Annotated in this window: 13 protein-coding genes; 9 read left to right on the top strand and 4 right to left on the bottom strand. The window is 73.5% G+C overall.

Annotated elements, in window-relative coordinates; genetic code table 11:
- The first annotated feature begins 7 nt into the window (after positions 1 to 7).
- The 4 genes from AB3388_RS23150 to dprE2 are packed head-to-tail and all read left to right on the top strand — an operon-like array spanning position 8 to position 3,678.
- The gene (locus AB3388_RS23150; protein ID WP_495407663.1) at positions 8 to 544 is read left to right on the top strand and encodes a phosphatase PAP2 family protein; all 537 of its coding nucleotides are present in this window, start codon (positions 8 to 10) and stop codon (positions 542 to 544) included.
- Positions 541 to 1,563 carry a decaprenyl-phosphate phosphoribosyltransferase gene (locus tag AB3388_RS23145; RefSeq protein ID WP_495407662.1) on the top strand — a complete coding sequence of 341 codons (1,023 nt, stop codon included), beginning with the start codon at positions 541 to 543 and terminating at the stop codon, positions 1,561 to 1,563. The genes AB3388_RS23150 and AB3388_RS23145 overlap by 4 nt, the downstream gene beginning before the upstream one ends.
- Positions 1,556 to 2,926: a decaprenylphosphoryl-beta-D-ribose oxidase gene (gene dprE1 / locus AB3388_RS23140; RefSeq protein WP_495407661.1), complete on the top strand. Its 1,371-nt coding sequence runs from the start codon at positions 1,556 to 1,558 to the stop codon at positions 2,924 to 2,926. Before AB3388_RS23145 ends, dprE1 begins: the two co-directional genes overlap by 8 nt.
- On the top strand, positions 2,923 to 3,678 hold the full coding sequence (gene dprE2, locus AB3388_RS23135) for a decaprenylphospho-beta-D-erythro-pentofuranosid-2-ulose 2-reductase (protein WP_495407660.1): 756 nt from the start codon (positions 2,923 to 2,925) through the stop codon (positions 3,676 to 3,678). The genes dprE1 and dprE2 overlap by 4 nt, the downstream gene beginning before the upstream one ends.
- A 66-nt stretch (positions 3,679 to 3,744) precedes the next feature.
- Here dprE2 and AB3388_RS23130 read toward each other — a convergent pair whose 3' ends face one another.
- The 3 genes from AB3388_RS23130 to AB3388_RS23120 all read right to left on the bottom strand — a co-directional run bounded on the left by AB3388_RS23130 (position 3,745) and on the right by AB3388_RS23120 (position 7,377).
- Positions 3,745 to 4,107 carry a DUF6752 domain-containing protein gene (locus AB3388_RS23130; RefSeq protein WP_495407659.1) on the bottom strand — a complete coding sequence of 121 codons (363 nt, stop codon included), beginning with the start codon at positions 4,105 to 4,107 and terminating at the stop codon, positions 3,745 to 3,747.
- The gene (locus AB3388_RS23125; protein WP_495407658.1) at positions 4,089 to 5,579 is read right to left on the bottom strand and encodes a class I SAM-dependent methyltransferase; all 1,491 of its coding nucleotides are present in this window, start codon (positions 5,577 to 5,579) and stop codon (positions 4,089 to 4,091) included. The genes AB3388_RS23130 and AB3388_RS23125 overlap by 19 nt, the downstream gene beginning before the upstream one ends.
- Before the next feature lie 247 nt (positions 5,580 to 5,826).
- The gene (locus AB3388_RS23120; RefSeq protein WP_495407657.1) at positions 5,827 to 7,377 is read right to left on the bottom strand and encodes an LCP family protein; all 1,551 of its coding nucleotides are present in this window, start codon (positions 7,375 to 7,377) and stop codon (positions 5,827 to 5,829) included.
- Positions 7,378 to 7,647: 270 nt separating this feature from the next.
- On the opposite strand from AB3388_RS23120, the gene rfbB reads away from it, so the two are divergent.
- From rfbB to AB3388_RS23100, 4 genes are all read left to right on the top strand, one after another.
- The gene (gene rfbB, locus AB3388_RS23115; protein ID WP_495407656.1) at positions 7,648 to 8,643 is read left to right on the top strand and encodes a dTDP-glucose 4,6-dehydratase; all 996 of its coding nucleotides are present in this window, start codon (positions 7,648 to 7,650) and stop codon (positions 8,641 to 8,643) included.
- An 8-nt stretch (positions 8,644 to 8,651) separates the two neighbouring features.
- Positions 8,652 to 9,551, top strand: coding sequence for a dTDP-4-dehydrorhamnose reductase (gene rfbD, locus AB3388_RS23110; protein ID WP_495407655.1), 900 nt, complete (start codon positions 8,652 to 8,654; stop codon positions 9,549 to 9,551).
- Positions 9,552 to 9,638: 87 nt separating this feature from the next.
- Positions 9,639 to 11,858, top strand: a complete 2,220-nt coding sequence (locus AB3388_RS23105; protein WP_495407654.1) for an N-acetylmuramoyl-L-alanine amidase — start codon at positions 9,639 to 9,641, stop codon at positions 11,856 to 11,858.
- A gap of 112 nt (positions 11,859 to 11,970) precedes the next feature.
- Positions 11,971 to 14,442, top strand: a complete 2,472-nt coding sequence (locus AB3388_RS23100) for an N-acetylmuramoyl-L-alanine amidase (protein ID WP_495407653.1) — start codon at positions 11,971 to 11,973, stop codon at positions 14,440 to 14,442.
- A 35-nt stretch (positions 14,443 to 14,477) separates the two neighbouring features.
- Here AB3388_RS23100 and AB3388_RS23095 read toward each other — a convergent pair whose 3' ends face one another.
- Positions 14,478 to 17,540 (bottom strand): arabinosyltransferase domain-containing protein, encoded by a 3,063-nt coding sequence (locus AB3388_RS23095; protein ID WP_495407652.1) that lies wholly within the window; start codon positions 17,538 to 17,540, stop codon positions 14,478 to 14,480.
- Between the two features lie 152 nt (positions 17,541 to 17,692).
- On the opposite strand from AB3388_RS23095, the gene wzm reads away from it, so the two are divergent.
- Positions 17,693 to 18,526, top strand: a complete 834-nt coding sequence (gene wzm, locus AB3388_RS23090) for a galactan export ABC transporter permease subunit Wzm/RfbD (protein WP_495407651.1) — start codon at positions 17,693 to 17,695, stop codon at positions 18,524 to 18,526.
- Positions 18,527 to 18,539: the final 13 nt, after the last annotated feature.

Here is an 18,539-nt window from a genome sequence, read left to right as displayed (position 1 = left end):
GATCCCGATGAGCGCAACCTCCGGTACCAGCCTGACCCGGATCGACCACGCCCTGCTCCGCTCGACGCGGCGCACTCTCGGTGGCACCCCGGCCGTCCCCGTCGCCCAGGGCCTCTCCCACTTCGGTGAGCACGCCCTGGGCTGGCTCGCCCTCGGTGCCGCCGGCTGGCTCTCCGGCCGTCGGCGGACCGACTGGGTGGCCGGCACGGCCGGTGTCCTCGCCGCGCACGCGGCGGGTGTGGTGGTCAAGCGCGTCGTCCGCCGCGTGCGGCCGACGCTGGACGACGTCCCGGCGTTGGTGAAGACGCCGAGCCGGCTGTCCTTCCCGAGCGCGCACAGCTGCTCCACCGCCGCGGCGGCCGTCGGCTTCGGCCCCATGCTGGGCCGGCCACCCATGGTCGCGGTCACCGGCTTGATGCTGGTGTCGCGGGTACTGCTGGGCGTGCACTACCCGTCCGACGTCGTCTCGGGAGCGGTGCTCGGGGCCGGAGTCGCCACCGTCGTCCGGCGCCGCATCACCCGAACCGCAGGTAGGAAGGCATGACCGTGACCGCCCAACCGCACTCGAGCCCGCCCGCGGCCGCCGCGCCGGCGCACCTGAGCCCGGTGGACACCGGCACGCCGGGGACCCCGCCGGCCACCCTGCCCCCGAACCCGCCGCTCGCGCCGCGGCTGCCGGGCTGGCGGGGCACCTTCGCCTGGGGCCTCGTGCGCGCCGTGCGCCCGCGCCAGTGGGTGAAGAACGTCCTCGTCCTGGCCGCGCCGCTGGCTGCCGGCAAGATCTTCGAGCTCGACGTCCTCGGCCCGACGGCCGTCGCGTTCGTGCTGTTCTGCTTCGCCGCGTCCGCGGTCTACCTCGTCAACGACACGATCGACGTCGAGGAGGACCGCCGGCACCCGCGCAAGCGGTTCCGCCCGATCGCCGCGGGCATCGTGCCCAAGCCGCTGGCGATCGCGATGGCCGTGGTCTTCTTCGCGGTCGCGCTGACCGCGGGCGTGCTGCTGACCCGCCCGGCGCTGGCCTGGGTGCTCGGCGCCTACGTGGTCATCCAGCTGGCGTACTGCCTGTTCCTGAAGAACCAGCCGGTCATCGACCTCGCCGTCGTCGCGTCGGGCTTCCTGTTGCGCGGCATCGCCGGCGGTGTCGCCGCAGGGCTGACGCTGTCGCAGTGGTTCCTGCTGGTCGCGGCCTTCGGCTCGCTGTTCATGGTCGCCGGCAAGCGCTACTCGGAGCTGATCGTCGTCGGCGACGCCGCCGCGACCCGCAAGACGCTCAAGGAGTACTCCGCGAGCTACCTGCGGTTCGTCTGGAGCCTCTCGGCCGGCGTCGCGGTCACCGCCTACAGCCTGTGGGCCTTCGACATGGCCGGCGCGCACGACAACGCCGTGCCGTGGGCGACCATCTCGATCGCCCCGTTCGTCATGGCGATCCTGCGGTACGCCGTGGACGTCGACAAGGGCGCCGCCGGCGCCCCGGAGGAGATCGTCCTGGGCGACCGCGTCCTGCTCGGCCTGGGCGTCGTGTGGGTCGCCACGCTGGCGCTGGGGGTCTTCAATGTCTGACGCCACGCTGACCGACGCGCCGCTCGTTCCCCTCCACGGCTGGGGCCGGACGGCCCCCACACCGGCCGTGCTCTCACCCGTCCACGAGGACGACGAGGCGCGTCGTGTGCTCAAGGACGCCGGCGACCGCGGGCTGGTCGCCCGCGGCATGGGCCGCAGCTACGGCGACGCCGCGCAGAACGCCGGCGGGCACGTGCTCGACATGACCACGGCCAACCGGGTGCTCGCCGCCGACCTGGAGACCGGCCTCATCGAGGTCGAGGCCGGCATCTCGCTCGACGAGCTGATGAACCGGTTCGTGCCGCAGGGCTTCTTCGTCCCGGTCACCCCCGGCACCCGGCTGGTGACCGTGGGCGGGGCCATCGGCGCCGACATCCACGGCAAGAACCACCACGTGGCCGGCAGCTTCTCGCAGCACGTGCGCTGGATCGACCTGCTCACCGCCGACGGCCAGGTCCGCCGCATCAGCCCGGAGTCCGACCCCGACCTGTTCTGGGCGACCGCGGGCGGCATGGGCCTGACCGGCGTCATCCTGCGCGCCGCCGTCCAGATGAAGAAGATCGAGTCCTCGCGCTGCCTGGTCGACACCGACCGGACGCCGGACCTCGACTCGCTCATGACGCTGCTGGCCGAGACCGACCACCTGTACGAGTACTCGGTGGCCTGGATCGACACTCTCGCCAAGGGCAAGCGGATGGGCCGCTCGGTGGTCACCCGGGGTCGCTTCGCCAAGCTGGACGAGCTGCCGGCCAAGCGGCAGGCCGACCCGCTGAAGTACCACGGGTCGATCAAGGCCTCCGTGCCCGACGTCTTCCCGCCGGGGCTGCTCAACCTGGCCACGGTCGCCGCCTTCAACGAGGTCTGGTACCGGAAGGCGCCGAAGCTCAAGCGCAACCAGCTGCAGAGCATCCCGACGTTCTTCCACCCGCTCGACGCGGTGGGGAACTGGAACCGCATCTACGGCCCCCGCGGCTTCGTGCAGTACCAGTTCACCGTCCCGTTCGGGCAGGAGGAGGCCATGCGGGAGGCGCTGGACCGGCTCAGCTCCTTCGGAACGGCGTCCTTCCTGGCCGTGCTCAAGCGCTTCGGCCCGGGCAACCCCGGCATGCTGTCCTACCCGTCGCCGGGCTGGACGCTCGCGCTGGACATCCCGGTGATGAAGGGCCTGTCCACGCTGCTCGACCAGCTCGACGAGCTCGTCGTCGCCGCCGAGGGCCGGATCTACCTGGCCAAGGACTCGCGGGTGCGCCCGGAGACCTTCGAGAAGATGTACGACCGGCTCGACCAGTTCCGGGCCGTGCGCAAGCAGGTGGACCCGGACGGCGTCTTCACCTCGGACCTGGCCAGGAGGCTCGCACTGTGATCGACGCCCTCGGTTCCCCCGGGTCGCTGCTGCTCGTCGGCGGCACCTCGGACATCGCCGTGGCCACCGCCCACCGCTACCTGCGCGAGCGGCCGCTGCGGGTGATCGTCGCCGCGCGCGACACCCCCCGCCGCGCCGCCGTGGCCGAGGAGCTGCGCGGCGCGGGCGGGCTCGTGGAGGTCGTCGACTTCGACGCCGACGACCCGTCCTCGCCCAAGCGGATGGTCGCCGAGGCGGCCGCCGGCGGTGACATCGACGTCGCGGTGATCGCCTTCGGCCAGCTCGGCGCCCAGCAGCAGCTGGCCGGCGACGCCGACGCCGTCGCCGCGCTCGGCAAGGTCAACTACGTGGCGCCGGTCGTCGTCGGCACGGTGCTGGCCAACCACCTGCGCCACCAGGGGCACGGCGTGATCGTCGCCCTGTCGTCGGTGGCGGGGGAGCGGGCCCGCGCGTCGAACTTCGTCTACGGCTCGACCAAGGCCGGCCTGGACGCGTTCTTCAGCGGCCTCGCCGACTCCCTCGCCGGCACCGGCGTCGCCGTCCTCGTCGTCCGCCCGGGCTTCGTCAAGTCGAAGATGACCCAGGGGCTCGAGGACGCGCCGCTGGCCACGACGCCCGAGGCGGTCGCCGACGCGATCGTCGCCGGGGTCCGCAAGGGCAAGCACACCGTCTGGGTGCCCGGCGCCATGCGCTGGGTCATGAGCGGGCTGCGGCACACGCCGCGCGCGGTCTTCCGCAAGCTGCCCATCTGAGCCTCACCGGACACGACGACGCCCTGCCCCTCCGCGCGGAGGGGCAGGGCGTCGTCGTCGTTCGGCTCAGAGCGTCTCGGGCGCCAGCTTCTCCAGCTTGGCCGGGTCGATCTCCCGGTCGTGCAGGGGCAGCACCAGCTCGGTGACGACGTCGGTCAGCTCGGCGACGCGCAGGTTGAGCCGGCGCTCCTCCAGCAGCGCCTGCTGCATGTCGTCGAGCCTGCCCCACAGCCGCGCCTCGATCGCGTCGACCCGCTCGCGCTGGATGCGCTCCTGCTCCTGCAGGTGCGCGATCGCACCGTGCGCGGCCCCGAGCGAATCGAAGGCCTGCCGGTTCGCCTCGAGCAGCGCCTCGTACTCCGGCACCAGGTACTTGCGCAGGGCCTTCGCCGGTCCCCGCAGCGCTCGCTTCACGCGCGCCGCTGCCATGTGATCACCATCCTCGTCGTGGGGAGGGGCTTCCCCTCCGTGTTCCAGGGCAGGTTCTCGAGGGCCTCCTCGGTGTCGAGGGTCTCCTCGATCCGCAGGCCGTAGGGGGCCAGCTCCTCGGCGAGCCGCTCCAGCGGGGTGGCCCGGTGCAGCGGCACGCCGGTGCCGGGGATCGGCATCAGGTCGGCGCGCGGCACGTCGAGGTGGGCCTGGCCGCCCGAGCGCAGCACCATCGACAGCAGACGCAGCAGCTGGGGCCGGCTCACGTCCCACACCGTGGCGAGCAGGTCGCGGCCATAGACGACGACGGGCTCCCGGCGGGCGGCGACCTCGGCCCCCAGGGCCAGCATCCGGCGCAGGTCGTTGACGTTGATCGTCCGGAACCGGGCCGGCAGCCCCCGCTCGTCGGCGGTCTGCTGGGCGCGCGCGGTGGGCCAACGGACGTAGTCGATCGCGTCCACCCGGTGCCCCTGCTCGGCCAGCCACAGCGCGTCGTGGCCCCGTCCGGCCCCGAGCTCCAGGATCGGCGCGTCCGCCGGGATCCGGGCGTGCAGCCACCGCGCGTAGTCCGACGGTGCGCTGCCGAGCGGCACCCGCTCGCCCTCGATGTCGTAGCGGTACCAGTCCTCCCAGACCGTGCGGTCCATGCCGTAGTCGGAGAACCAGCCCCAGAACCGGTCCTGCATCGACTGCGGGATGTTGAAGCGGAAGGCGGGGTCGGGCGTCCGCCAGCCCGGGCCGTAGTTGGCCTCGAGCATGATCTCCGGCGTCCGCGGCGCGGGCTCCGGGCGGCCCTCGACGTCGATGGTGATCGGCGGGACGATCTGGTCGCGGGTCGCCCGCGCGCGCACGGCGAAGGTGTGCTGGAACCAGTTCTCGTCGTCGATGAACCCGGTGAACAGGTCGACGTAGGCGTCCGGCTTGCCCTCGTGCGCGAAGTGGATCTGCAGGTGGCCGCCGGAGGCGCGGACCGGGTTGAGCCCGGCGCCGCGCAGGGCCCGGCCGATGACGAAGTTCTCGCGGACCACGTCGACCGGGTGCGTGTGCCTGCTCAGGTACCCGAGGTCGGCGTCGTCGTCGTGCCGCATGATCTTGCCGTCGCGGTACGGGCCCAGCAGCGTGCCGCCCATGACGTAGACGTCGAGGTCGGGGAAGTGCTTGGCCAGGACCTCGCGGACCTCGTCGACGTGGTCGAGCATCCGCGGGATGGTCTGCGGGTCGTAGTCGGCCAGTGCGTGCCCGATGTTGCTGAACTTGTTGATGATCAGGCCGATGCCGAACCGGTCCTCGAAGCGCACCGGGTCGGGGCTGTCGCCGAAGCGGGCCCCCGCCTCGATGACGTCCGGCCCGCCGTCGACCGGCCGCAGGCTGATCACTGACGTGCCATTCAGGTAGGGCTTGAGCTTGAGCGGCCACGGCATCCGGCGGCCCGGGGCCGACGAGATGTCGACGAGCTCGGGGTCGAGGACCACGGGGAGCGCGTCGACGATGCGGAAGGACCAGATGCGGCGGCCGTCGAGCAGGACGTCGACGACGCGTTCCTCGTCCTCGGCTCCGGCGGAGAACCCCAGGCCGTCGGCGTCGAGGGTCAGATTCGCGAGCAGGATGGAGCTCCTCGATCAGGCGGTACGACCACGCGGCCGGTGAACGGCGGATGAGCGTGGCGGTACCGCGAGGCTAACAGTGGCTACCCCGCGTCGCGGCGGCGGTAACCGTCGATCAGTTGATGCAGCTCTCGTCCGCGGCGGTGCGCGCGTCCTCGCCCTCGGTGGGCACGGTGGGCGTCGGCGTGACCGCCTGCCCGACCCCGTTGAAGTCCGAGCCGAGGACGAGCTCGACCGTGCCGGTGGTCGCGTCGTCGACCTGGGTGAGGACCGCCCCGGGGACGGCGGCGGCGAGGGTGTTCGCCCGCGCCTCGTCGCCCGTGGCGTAGCGGATCTCGGTCGTCGTGTAGTCGCTGGAGTCGGCGTTGCCGCCGTTGCTCGGCACGAAGCCGGCCGTGCCGAGCGCGGTGACCGTCTCGGCCGCCAGCCCGGGGGTGCCCGAGCCGTTGTAGACGGCGACCTGCACCTGCGACGGCGCCACGGTCTGCGGCGCGGCCGGGGTGGTGCTCTCCTCCGGTGCCGGGGTGGGCTCGGCGGAGAGGTCGGCGAAGAAGCGGTGCAGCGTGTCCTCGTCCTCGAGCCGGAGGATGTAGCGGTTCTGGTCGTCCCGGTCGTCGCCGACGTAGGGGATGGTCTGGAACTCGATGGCGCCGGCGGTGACCGACTGCATCTGCTGCGCCAGCTGGAAGAGGTCCAGCGACTGGTCCACGGTGAGCGACTCGGCGGCCGCCTGCACCAGCTCGCGCTGCCGGCCGAGGTCGAGCAGGGTGTCCTCGGAGAGCATCTTGCGCAGCACGCCGGCGATGAACACCTGCTGGCGGATGATCCGGTCGAAGTCGCCGCGCGGCAGGCCGTGCCGCTGGCGGACGAACTTGAGGGCCTCCGCGCCGCTGATGACCTGCTTGCCGGCGGGGAAGACGGCGCCCGAGTAGGCGGAGTCGTCGACCGGCTCGCACAGGTTCACCTCCACGCCGCCGACGACCGAGGCGAGGTTGAAGAAGCCGAGCAGGTCGACCTCGGCGTAGTGGTCGATCTGCAGCCCGGTGAGGCCGCTGATCGTCTGCACGAGCAGCTGGGCGCCGGCGGCCTGCTTCGCGTCGTCGGGCTGGCCGCCGTCGACCGACTGGTAGCCGTAGGCGTAGGCCGCGTTGAGCTTGTCCCAGCCGTACCCGGGGATCTGCACGTACGAGTCGCGCGGGAAGGAGACGAACGAGGCGCGCGACCCGTCGGCCGGGATGTGCACCAGGATCATCGTGTCGGTGTTGATGCCGGAGTCCGTGCCGGCGTTGAGCTCGGCGAGCTGCTCATCGGTGAGATCGGCGCGGCTGTCGTTGCCGACCAGCAGCAGGTTCATCGCCGCGCCGTTGTGGGACGTGTCCTCGTTGCCCGAGGTCGGGATCGCATCGGTGCGGTTGACCGTCGCCTCGGCGACCTGGCCGAGGTACCAGCCCCAGCCGCTGGTCGCGAGCAGGGCGGCGGAGAGCACGGCGCCGACCACGCGCAGGACGACGACACCGCGGCGGGACCGCGGCGCACCGGTCCGGCCGGCGTGCGGGGCGGTGGACTCGGCCGCGCGCGAGCGGGCGGGGCGGCCGGCGCGCGGGTCGAGCCGCGGGGGGAGCGGGCGACTCGGGTGGTCGTCCGGCTCGGAGCGGTCTCGGCTCACGGTGTCCTTCCTCGGATCGTCCCGGCACGAAACGCCGGGCGACGGGCGCATGTTCCGACCACCGGGAGGCGGTACGGGGGGCGGCCGGCGGGAGGGGGGCCGGCGCGAGCGATGGTAGGCACGCGAGCTGAGCGCCTTCGGTGTCCGACACGGGGAACCGTCCGTCACCACGGCGGACGGCGTCCGACAGGCAACTAGCGTGCTCACAGTGCGCAGGAGTCACACCTCGGGGGGATGCCCCGCGGTACCGGCAACGGGAGGATCGGGAACATGCGGGTGCTGGTCACGGGCGGAGCGGGCTTCATCGGCTCCCACTACGTCCGCACCCTCCTCTCCGGGGGCTATCCGGGCTTCGAGGACGCCGAGGTCACGGTCTTCGACAAGCTGACGTACGCGGGCAACCTGGCGAACCTGGCACCGGTCGCCGACTCGCCGCGTTACCGCTTCGTCCGCGGCGACATCTGCAGCGCCGCCGACCTCGACGCCGCCCTGCCCGGGCACGACGTCGTGGTGAACTTCGCCGCGGAGTCGCACGTGGACCGGTCGATCTCCGGCGCGTCGGAGTTCGTGCTGACCAACGTGCTCGGCGCCCAGCAGGTGTTCGACGCGGCGCTGCGGCACGGCGTGGGCCGGGTGGTGCACATCTCCACCGACGAGGTCTACGGCTCGATCGACGAGGGTTCCTGGACCGAGGACCACATCCTCGAGCCGAACTCGCCGTACTCGGCGGCCAAGGCCGGCGGGGACCTGATCGCGCGCGCCTACGCGCGGACCTACGGGCTGAACATCTCGATCACCCGGTGCAGCAACAACTACGGGCCCTACCACTTCCCGGAGAAGGTCATCCCGCTGTTCGTCACCAACCTGCTCGACGGGCAGAAGGTGCCGCTGTACGGCGAGGGCGCCAACGTCCGCGACTGGCTGTTCGTCGACGACCACTGCCGGGGCATCCAGCTGGTGCTGGAGAAGGGCGCGCCCGGCGAGTTCTACAACATCGGCGGCGGCCGCGAGCTGTCCAACAAGGAGCTCACCGAGAAGCTGCTCGAGGCCACCGGCCGCGACTGGAGCTACGTCGAGAACATCGTCGACCCGCGCGGCGGCGGCCACGACCTGCGCTACTCGGTCGACTACTCCAGGACCGCCGCGCTGGGCTACGCCCCGCGGATGGGCTTCGAGGACGGCCTCGCCCGGACCGTGCAGTGGTACCGGGACAACCGGGCCTGGTGGGAGCCGCTGAAGGCCGCCGCCGCCACCGCCCGCGGCTGAGGGTGCCGATGCCGATCTCCTGGCTGGTCACCGGGGCCCACGGTCAGCTCGGCCGGGACCTGCGGGACCTGCTGGCCGCGCGCGGCGACGACGAGGTCACCGCCGTCGGCAGGGCCGAGCTGGACCTGACCGACGAACGCGCCGTGCGGGCCGCCGTCCGCGACTGGCTGGCGCGCACCGCGGCGGCCGGCCACCGGGCGGTGCTGGTCAACACCGCCGCCTACACCGCGGTCGACGCCGCCGAGACCGACGAGGCCACCGCGCAGGTGGTCAACGGTGCGGCCCCCGGCTGGCTGGCCGAGGAGCTGGCCGGGCATCCGGCGGGCACGGCCAGGCTGCTGCACGTCTCCACCGACTACGTCTTCGACGGGGCGGCCGACGAGCCCTACACCGTGGACGCGCCGACCGCGCCGCGCACCGCCTACGGCCGCACCAAGGCCGCCGGGGAGCGGGCGGTCGCGGCCGCCGGCGGCGAGGCGACCGTCGTCCGCACCTCGTGGGTCTACGCCCGTCACGGCACCAACTTCGTCCGCACCATGGCCCGGCTGGCCGCCGCCGGCGACCCGGTGCGCGTGGTCGACGACCAGGTCGGCTCCCCCACCTGGGCAGCCGACCTGGCCGCCGGGCTGATCGCCGCGGGGGAGCGCGCGGAGCCGCTGCCGCCGGTCCTGCACTACAGCAACGCCGGGGCGGTCAGCTGGTTCGGGTTCGCCCGCGCGGTGTTCGAGGAGATCGGCGCCGACCCGGAGCGGGTCCGGCCCACCACCACCGCGGCCTTTCCCCGCCCGGCCCCGCGGCCGGCCTACTCGGTGCTCGACCTGAGCGCGTGGGCCGCCGCCGGCCTGCCCGCGCCGCGTCCCTGGCGGGAGGCGCTCCGCGCCGCCCTGCGCGAGCCGCTCGAGCCCTGACCGCGGCGCTCGTGGGACGGGCGGGGCGACCGGGATCGGTGGGGCGGTCCGTCGTGGACAGTGCGCCGGAGCGCGGGTTACCTGTTCGTGACCTCTCCGCCGCGCCGCCGGCGGCTCTCGGCGTCGACGACGCCGTCCCCCCGCTCGAAGGGCTTCCTCGTGCGCCGCCTGCTCTCCGGCTCCCTCGCGTCCGCCGTCCTGACCGGAACCTTCCTCGTCCTCCCCGTCTACGCCGCGCCGGCTCCCGAGCCCGAGCCCGTGGCCGCGAGCACCGACGAGGTGCCCATGGGGTCGGTCGCCGACCCCGCGCCGGCCGCGGACGTGCAGGCCGGCACCACCGATCCCGTCGTCGGCGTCCCGTCCGGCGCGCCGACACTGACGGTCGAGAAGACCGCCGTCGACGAGTTCTCGCTGGTCGGGGTGACCTGGGCCGACGACCCGGCGGTGACCGACACGGTCGTGCAGGTGCGCGTCCAGGACGCGGCCGGGAAGTGGGGCACCTGGACCGAGGTCGGGCGCGAGGACGCCGAGCAGAACCCGAACGCCCGCTCCGGTGGCAGCCGGCGCGGGGGGACGGCGCCGCTGTGGACCGGGCCGAGCACCGGCGTCCAGGTGGAGCTGGTCACCCGTTCCGGCGCGCAGCCCACCGACGTGCAGCTCGACCTCGTCGACCCCGGCTCGAGCCCGGCCGACGCGATGCCGGGCACCCCCGAGATCCAGGACACCGCGGACGCCGCGATGGCGATGCCGGACGTCTACTCCCGCGCCCAGTGGGGCGCCGACGAGCGGATCCGCACCTGGGCGCCGGAGTTCGCGCCCACCATCAAGGCGGCGACGCTGCACCACACCGCCGGGTCGAACGACTACACGCCCGACCAGGTCCCGGAGATCCTGCGCTCGATCTACCAGTACCACGCGGTGAGCCTGGAGTGGGGCGACATCGGCTACAACGTCCTGGTCGACAAGTTCGGCCGGCTCTGGGAGGGCCGTTCCGGCGGCCTGGCCAGCACGGTCATCGGCGCGCACGCCGGCGGGTTCAACACCTACACCTTCGGCGTCTCGATGCTCGGCGACTACGACAAGGTCCCCGCGCCGCAGCCCATGGTCGACGCCGTCTCGGCGATCATCGCGTGGAAGTTCGAGCTGTACGGCGTGAACCCGAGCGGCACGACGTCTCTCACGTCGGCCGGCGGCGGGACGGCGCGGTACGCCAAGGGGACGGCGGTGACCCTGCCGACGATCTTCGGCCACCGCGACGTCGGCGCCACGGCCTGTCCCGGGCAGCACGGCTACGCGCGGCTGCCCGAGATCCGCACTGCCGTGGCCGCTCGGCTGGCCGGGTCCATCCCGGCGCGGTACGCGTCGGAGGCCGGTCTGCGGGCCGCGCTCGGGACGCCGGTCGGGACCGAGCAGTCCGCAGCGGGAGTGACCTGGCAGGAGTACACGAAGGGCCGGATGTACTCCTCGCCGTCCACCGGCGTCCACGCGATCACCGGCCAGATCCTGGCCAAGTACCTGGAGGTCGGCGGGCCGGCGGCGCTGGGTGCGCCGACGACCGACCAGGGCGTCGCACCGGACGGCATCGGCCGCTACAACCACTTCGCCGCGGCGTCCGTCTACTGGACGCCCACCACGGGCGCGCACGTGGTCCTGGGCCAGATCCGCGCCGCCTGGGGAGCCTCCGGCTGGGAGCGCGGGTCGCTGGGCTATCCGGTCTCCGACGAGGTGCTCGCGCCGGACGGCCGCACGCGGTACTCCACGTTCCAGCGCGGCACGGTGCTCTGGACGGCGCAGACCGGCGCGCACCCGCTGCTCGGCGCCATCGAGGACCGCTGGCTGGCCCTCGGCGGCCTCGGCTGGGGCCAGGGCGTGCCGACCACCGACGAGAAGCGCACGCCCGACGGCGTCGGCCGATACACGATGTTCTCCGGCGGCGCGGCCATCTACTGGAGCCCGCGGTCCGGGGCGCACGGGGTCCTCCCCCCGGTTCGGACCGTCTGGGGCTCCCTGGCGTACGAGCGCGGGGTGCTCGGCTACCCGATCGCCGACGAGGTGCTCACCGCGGACGGGGTGAGCCGGGTGACCGGCTTCCAACGCGGCCAGGTCTACCGCAGCGAGGCGACCGGCACGCACTCGGTCTACGGGGCGATCGCCACGAGCTACGTCCGGCTCGGCGGGGCGACCTCGCGCCTGGGCCTGCCGACGCGGGACGAGTACGCGGTTCCCGGCGGCCGGCGCACCGACTTCCAGCACGGCAGCCTGACCTGGAACGCCCGGACCGGAGCGGTCACGGCCGCCTATCGCTAGGCCTTCCCGGCGGGTCGGCTTGAGGGCCGGCCCGCCGATGACGAAGGACGTAGAGGAAACCGTCGGCTCACCGCCGGCCGACCGCTGCCGAGTTCCCCCGGAGGACCTCCTCGTGCGCCGCCTTCTCGTCGGACTTCTCGCCTTCCTGGGCCTGTCCGGGACGATCCTCACGCTCCCGGTCTGGGCTGCCCCGAGCCCGGAGCCGGAGCCGGTTGCCCCCACCACCGACGAGGTGCCGATGGGCTCGGTCGACGACCCGGCCCCGGCCTCGGAGGTCCAGGAGGGGACGACCGAGCCGGTCGACGGTGTCGCGGACAGCGCGCCGACGCTGACCGTGTCGAGGACGGACGTCGACGAGTTCTCCCTCGTCGGCGTCACCTGGGCCTACGACCCGGCGGTCACCGACACGGTCGTCCAGGTCCGCGTGCAGGACGTCGCCGGCGGCTGGGGCGAGTGGACGGAGGTCGGCCTCGAGGTCGCCGAGCAGGACACCGACGCCGACTCCGGCGCCACCCCGCGGGGCGGGACGGCGCCGCTGTGGACCGGGCCCAGTTCCGGGGTCGAGGTCGAGCTGGTGACCCGCACGGGCGCTCAGCCGACCGACGTGCAGGTCGACCTGGTCGACCCCGGCCAGAGCGAGGCCGACGCCGCGCTGGAGACGCCGGAGATCCAGGACACGGCGCACGCCGCCGCGACCATGCCGCCGGTCTTCTCGCGCACCCAGTGGGGCGCCGACGAGCGGATCCGCACCTGGGCGCCGGAGTACGCCCCGACGATCAAGGCGGCGACCCTGCACCACACCGCCGAGACCAATGACTACACGGCCGACCAGGTGCCGGCGATGATCCGGGCGATGTACAGCTACCACGCGGTCAGCCGGGGCTGGGGCGACATCGGCTACAACGTCCTGGTCGACAAGTTCGGCCGGCTGTGGGAGGGCCGCTACGGCGGTCTGGCCAGCACGGTCATCGGCGCGCACGCCGGCGGTTTCAACACCGGCACCTTCGGCGTCTCGATGATGGGCAACTACGACGTCGTCGACACGCCGCTGCCGATGATCGACGCCGTCGAGGCGATCATCGCGTGGAAGTTCGCCCTGTTCGGCGTCGACCCGCGCGGGACCACGGTGCTCACCTCCGGGGGCGGCAGCACCGTCCGGTACGCCGCCGGCACACGGGTGACCCTGCCGACGATCTTCGGGCACCGCGACACCGGGCTCACCGCCTGCCCGGGCCGCTACGGCTACGCCCGGCTGCCGGAGATCCGCGACCGCGTCGCGGCGATCGTGAAGGACATCCAGGAACCCACGATCAGCCAGCGGTACGCGGCCGAGCCGGCGCTGCGGACGCTGCTCGGGTCGCCGGTGGGCACCGAGCAGACCACCGCCGGGGTCCGCTGGCAGCAGTACCAGAACGCCTACATGTACTGGACCCCCCTGACCGGCGCGCACGTCGTCGGCGGGCAGATCTGGGGCGTCTACATGGCCGAGGGCGGCCCCGCCGTGATGGGCACGCCGACCACCGACGAGCAGAGCACCCCGGACGGCGTCGGCCGGTACAACCACTTCGCCAACGGCTCGTCGATCTACTGGACGGCGAGCACGATGGCGCAGTCGGTGCACGGCTTCATCCGGCAGCTGTGGGCGTCCACCGGATGGGAGCGCGGCCCGCTGGGTTACCCGACCTCCGGTGAGCGGTCCGCTGCCGGCGGCCGGTTCAACACCTTCCAGCACGGCACCGCCTACTGGACGGCCGCCGGCGGCGCCACCGAGGTGCACGGCGACATCGCCGAGGCCTGGGATGCGCTCGGCGGCCTCGACTGGGCCGTGCCGACCGGCCTCGTCCGCACGACGGTCGCCGGCGGCCAGTACAACACCTTCGCCGGCAACCGGGCGATCTACTGGTCGCCGGCCACCGGGGCGTACCCGGTGATGGGGCAGATCCTCAACGGCTACCTGGCCAAGGGCGGTCCGCGCGGCGTGCTCGGCTACCCGACCTCGGAGGAACGCGGCGCCTCCGGCGGAGTCCGGTTCACCATGTTCCAGGACGGCCTCATCTACTGGACCGCGGCCACCGGCCCGCACGTGGTGCAGGGCTCGATCGCCCGGAAATGGCTGGCCCTCGGCGCCCTGAGCAGCGGGTTCGGCGTGCCGACCACGGACGAGCGCGCCACGCCCGACGGCGTCGGCCGGTACAACCACTTCGCCAACGGCTCGTCGATCTACTGGACGCCGGCGACCGGCGCCCAGTCGGTGAGCGGCCAGATCCGCAACCTGTGGGGCGACCTGGGCTGGGAGCGCGGCCTGCTGCGCTACCCGACGAGCGACGAGACGCCGACCGCCGACGGCCGTGGCCGGATGAACACGTTCCAGACCGGCGCCGTCTTCTGGTCGCCGACGGTGGGCGCGCACGCCGTCTACGGCAACATCTACAAGCGGTACGCAGCACTGGGCGGGGTGACCTCCTCGCTGGGGTACCCCACCAGCGACGAGTACGCGGTCCCCGGTGGCCGGGCCAGCGACTTCCAGCACGGCCGGATCACCTGGACGGCCGCGACCGGGGCGATCACGGTCACCACGCGCTGAGCTGCCCGGAGGCGATCAGCGGCTGAGGGGAGGGGTCAGCCTCCCCAGCCGCTGATCGCCTCCGCGCGCACGGTCGTGGCGGGGGACTCGACGTCGACCCGGGGATCCCAGCGGTAGAGCCCGATCGGCCGCTCGAGCGGGCGGTGCTCCAGGTACACGGGGACCGGCACCTGGGTCACGAGCTCCCGCGCCGCCGTGTACGGGCCGCCGACGGCCTCCGCGACGCTGATGTCGCCCGCGCCGTCGGTCGACACGATCCGCCACCGCGGCAGGTCGGTGAGCCCGTTCTGCTGGACCGAGAGCGTCTGGCACGGGAGCACGAAGGCGACCGGCCAGTCGACGAGGGCCGGTTGGGCCGGGTCGACGACGTCCGCGAGCGGCTCGGTCACCGGGACCCGGGGCACGGAGACGCTCGTCGGGACGGCGGTCGCCGACGCGCCGTCCTCGGCGACCAGCCGGACGACGTCGGCGTCGGCCGGGGCGTCGCCGGGCGCCAGGCGCGCGTCGCCGGCCCGCGGTTCCTTGTCGGTGGGCGGGAGGCCGACGCTCCGGAGGACCGCGACCTCATCACCGGTCACCCGGCCGAACTCGGCGACCAGCCGGTTCTCCGCCCGCCGGCTGCCCGTCGTCGTGACGACGAGCGGCAGGTCGCCGGCCTGGAAGCCGTCGGGGAGGGCGTACCAGCCGGTGGTCAGCCGGGCCGGGCCGTCGCCGTCCGCACCGGTGTGGCCGGTGGCCGACCAGCCCGGCAGCCCGACGCCGGCCATCGCGAGTGGCGGCCCCACGGCGGTGTCGCCATCGGAGATCTCGGTGAAGCCGTCGAGCACCGGCGCGCTCGGCACCGGGGCCGGCGCGAGCAGGCCGGCGCTCGGATCGGTCTCGACGCTGAGGTCCTCCGCCAGGCCGCACGGCTTGCCCCGGACGGTGTTCAGCGCGTCGGCGGCCAGCGAGTACGTGTCCCGCCGCTCGTAGCTGGACTTGGCCAGGCTCGCGTACGGGAGCAGGACGGTCAGCACGAGCAGGACGACGGCCGCGAGGCTCGGGGAGGGGAGCAGCCGGGGCAGCGGCACCGGGGCGTCGGCCGCGTCGCGGGCGCGCGCCCAGACCACCAGGACGGCGGTGATCCCGGCGACCAGCAGGGCCGCGGCGAGGAACCACGTGGAGAAGGACTTCCCGAGGACCGTCGGGGGGATGTCGTTCCACGGCACGTCGGCGTTGGACAGGTACGCGTACTGGTTCCAGCCCGCGTAGGCGACGGCGGCGACGAACAGGACGACGGTCAGCGCGGCCCCACCGCGGGCGAGGACGCCGGTCGGCGCATGACCGAGCAGCGGGCCGCGGCCCGGTTGCACCGACGCCCAGGTGGCCCGCCGGTCGAACAGGTGCAGGCCGAGCACGATCAGCGCGGTGCCGACCGGGACGAAGGCACCGAAGTGCAGCGTCCACTTGGTGGGGGTGAACAGCAGGACGACCAGCGAGAGGCCGAGGGTGACGAGCAGGCGGTCGGCGACGTCCCGCGCCGCCGACTCCGGCCAGCTCCCCGACCGCCGCTGCCACAGGATCCCGACGACGGCGGCCGCCGTGAGCAGCACCGGGACGCGGCGGACGATCGTCCCCTGCAGGTCCCCGGTCAGGAGGAGCAGGTAGTAGCGCTCGGGCTCGGCCGACCAGGCCAGGGCGCCGGGGAGGTCGTTGCGGATCCGGGTGGCCTGCAGCACGGCCGCCAGGCTCTGGTCGGCGAACATGAGCAGCAGCGCCGAGGCAGCCGCGGCGGCGGCCGCGACCGCGAGCACGAGCAGGCCGAGGCCGTCGCGACGCCGCGCCAGCCGCAGGATCGGCACCGCCGCCGCGGCGTAGGGCAGGAACGCCACGGCGCCGGTCGGGGTGACGGCGAGCGTGGCGCCCGCGACGACGATGCCGACTAGCAGCGGCAGCATCCGCTCGCGCGCGAGCCCGCGCTCGACGAGGACGAGGACGGCGGCGAACCCGGCGGCGACCCACGCCTCCGGGCGCAGCCCCAGGTCGCCCGGCAGCCACCACACCGCGAAGGCGAGCGCCGCCAGGGCGTGCATGCCGGGCCGGCGGGCGAAGGTGCCCAGCCGCGGCAGCAGCCCCCGGCTGATCAGGAACCAGGTCGCGATCCCCAGGAGGGTCGACGGCACGCGCATCCAGACCGTCGACGAGCTCACGCCGGACCAGGCGACCAGGACCTCGTAGAACCACCCGAACGGCGCCTCGGGCGCGTTGAACCAGCGGAAGACGTTGCCGATGTAGCCGTTGGCCGCCCGGCTGTGGACGATGCCTGCGATGTAACCGTCGTCCACGGTGAGCGAGCCGATCACGTTCCACACCAGCAGGCCGAGCACGACGCCGGCGTCCACCGCCCAGCGGCGGATCCGGCCCTCGGGCGCCGGCGCGGCCTCGTCCTGCTCGGGACGCCGTCCCCGCTCGGCGCGCGCGACGGGGACCAGCGCGGCGGCGAGCGACAGCACGGCGAGCACGCCGAGGGCGGTCTTCAGCGGCGACGGGGAGGTCTGGAAGGCCGTGTCCGCGGTGACGTCGACCGACAGCCCGGCCGGATCGTCGCTCGCGCTGAACACCCCGGCGACGACCGGCCGCACGTCGCCGTCCCGCTGCGCCACCACGCGGCCGTCGAGGCGCAGCGTCGTCGACGCGGGGGTGCTCGCGAGCGTCCACGTGCAGTCCCCGGACGCCGGCAGCGCCTGCTCGGGCAGGTCGGTGCGGCCCGTGCGGAAGCGGACGGCGTCCCCGGTCGCCGTCACGCGCAGGCCGTCGAGGACCGGCTCGTCGGCGACGCGCTCCAGGGGCACGGTGGACAGGAGGACGTCCCCGGCACCCGCGGCCCGGACGGCGGCGCAGTCGACCGAGGCGGTCAGCTCGGCCGGCTTCTCCAGCATGAGCGGGATCGCCACCGCGGCCGCGTCGCCGGGCGCCGCGGGCCAGCTGTAGACGGCGTCGGGCCGCTCGACCGGCGCGAGCACGAAGGCCACCGCGGAGATCAGGGACAGGCCGGCCAGCGCGAGCACCGCCACGCGCGGCCGGGCGGCCCGCCGCAGGGCAGGGGTGTCCGAGGGCATGCGGCCGAGCGTAGGCGGGCTCGCGCGGGAGCCCCGGCGTCCAGGGCGACCGCGGCGCCCCGGAAGGACTACTCCGTCCCACTCGCACCCGCCGTCCCGGTGGCCCCCTCAGCGCGCGGCCGCCCGGCGGCGCGAAGGTAGCCTCATCGAACGTGGCTGTGACCGAGTCCTCGAACGCTGCGTGGACGGCGACCAGACGGGACCTCGTCAACGGCTGGCGCCAGCGGGAGCTGTGGGCGCACCTGGGCTGGCAGGACATCAAGCAGCGCTACCGCCGCTCGGTGCTGGGCCCGATCTGGATCACGATCAGCATGGCCGTCACCGGCGTGGGGCTGGGGATCCTCTACGCGGGGCTGTTCAACAACCCGCTGGACGTGATGCTGCCGCACATCGTCGTCGGCTTCATCATCTGGGGATTCATCTCCGGGTCGATCCTGGACGGCGCGAACGTCTTCATCGCGAACGAGGGCCTGATCAAGTTCCTGCCGGCGCCGGTCTCCGTGCACGTGTACCGGCTGGTGTGGCGGCAGACGCTGCTGTTCGCGCACAACCTGATCGTCTACGTGATCATGCTGATCATCTTCCCGAAGCCGCTGGGCTGGTCGAGCCTGATGGCGTTCCCGGCGTTCGGCCTGCTCGTGCTGAACGCGCTCTGGGTGGCGTTCTTCCTCGGCATGGCCAGCGCCCGGTTCCGGGACCTCAACCCGATCGTCGGCAGCGTCGTGCAGCTGGTGTTCTTCATCACGCCGATCGTCTGGATCTACGAGGACTTCCTCAACAGCCCGAACCCGGCGATCGCCGAGCGCGCCCGCCTGGCCGAGCTCAACCCGTTCCTCCACTTCGTCGAGATCCTGCGGCGGCCGATGCTGGGCCAGGAGAACCTCTGGCACAGCTGGGTCGTCGTCCTGGGCATCACCGTCGTCGGCTGGACCGTGACCCTCATGGCGATGCGCCGCTACCGCGCGCGTGTGGCCTACTGGGTCTGACCCGCCGCGAGAG

The organism is Geodermatophilus sp. SMS 5-13, assembly GCF_059428245.1.
Note: the sequence above shows the minus strand (reverse complement) of the source record. Positions and strands in the feature narration are given on the sequence as shown.

Coding starts and splice junctions, on each gene's coding strand:
- AB3388_RS23150 (WP_495407663.1), top strand. CDS start 8: ATGAGCGCAACCTCCGGTACCAGCCTGACCCGGATCGACCACGCCCTG.
- AB3388_RS23145 (WP_495407662.1), top strand. CDS start 541: ATGACCGTGACCGCCCAACCGCACTCGAGCCCGCCCGCGGCCGCCGCG.
- dprE1 (WP_495407661.1), top strand. CDS start 1,556: ATGTCTGACGCCACGCTGACCGACGCGCCGCTCGTTCCCCTCCACGGC.
- AB3388_RS23130 (WP_495407659.1), bottom strand. CDS start 4,107: ATGGCAGCGGCGCGCGTGAAGCGAGCGCTGCGGGGACCGGCGAAGGCC.
- rfbB (WP_495407656.1), top strand. CDS start 7,648: ATGCGGGTGCTGGTCACGGGCGGAGCGGGCTTCATCGGCTCCCACTAC.
- rfbD (WP_495407655.1), top strand. CDS start 8,652: ATGCCGATCTCCTGGCTGGTCACCGGGGCCCACGGTCAGCTCGGCCGG.
- AB3388_RS23095 (WP_495407652.1), bottom strand. CDS start 17,540: ATGCCCTCGGACACCCCTGCCCTGCGGCGGGCCGCCCGGCCGCGCGTG.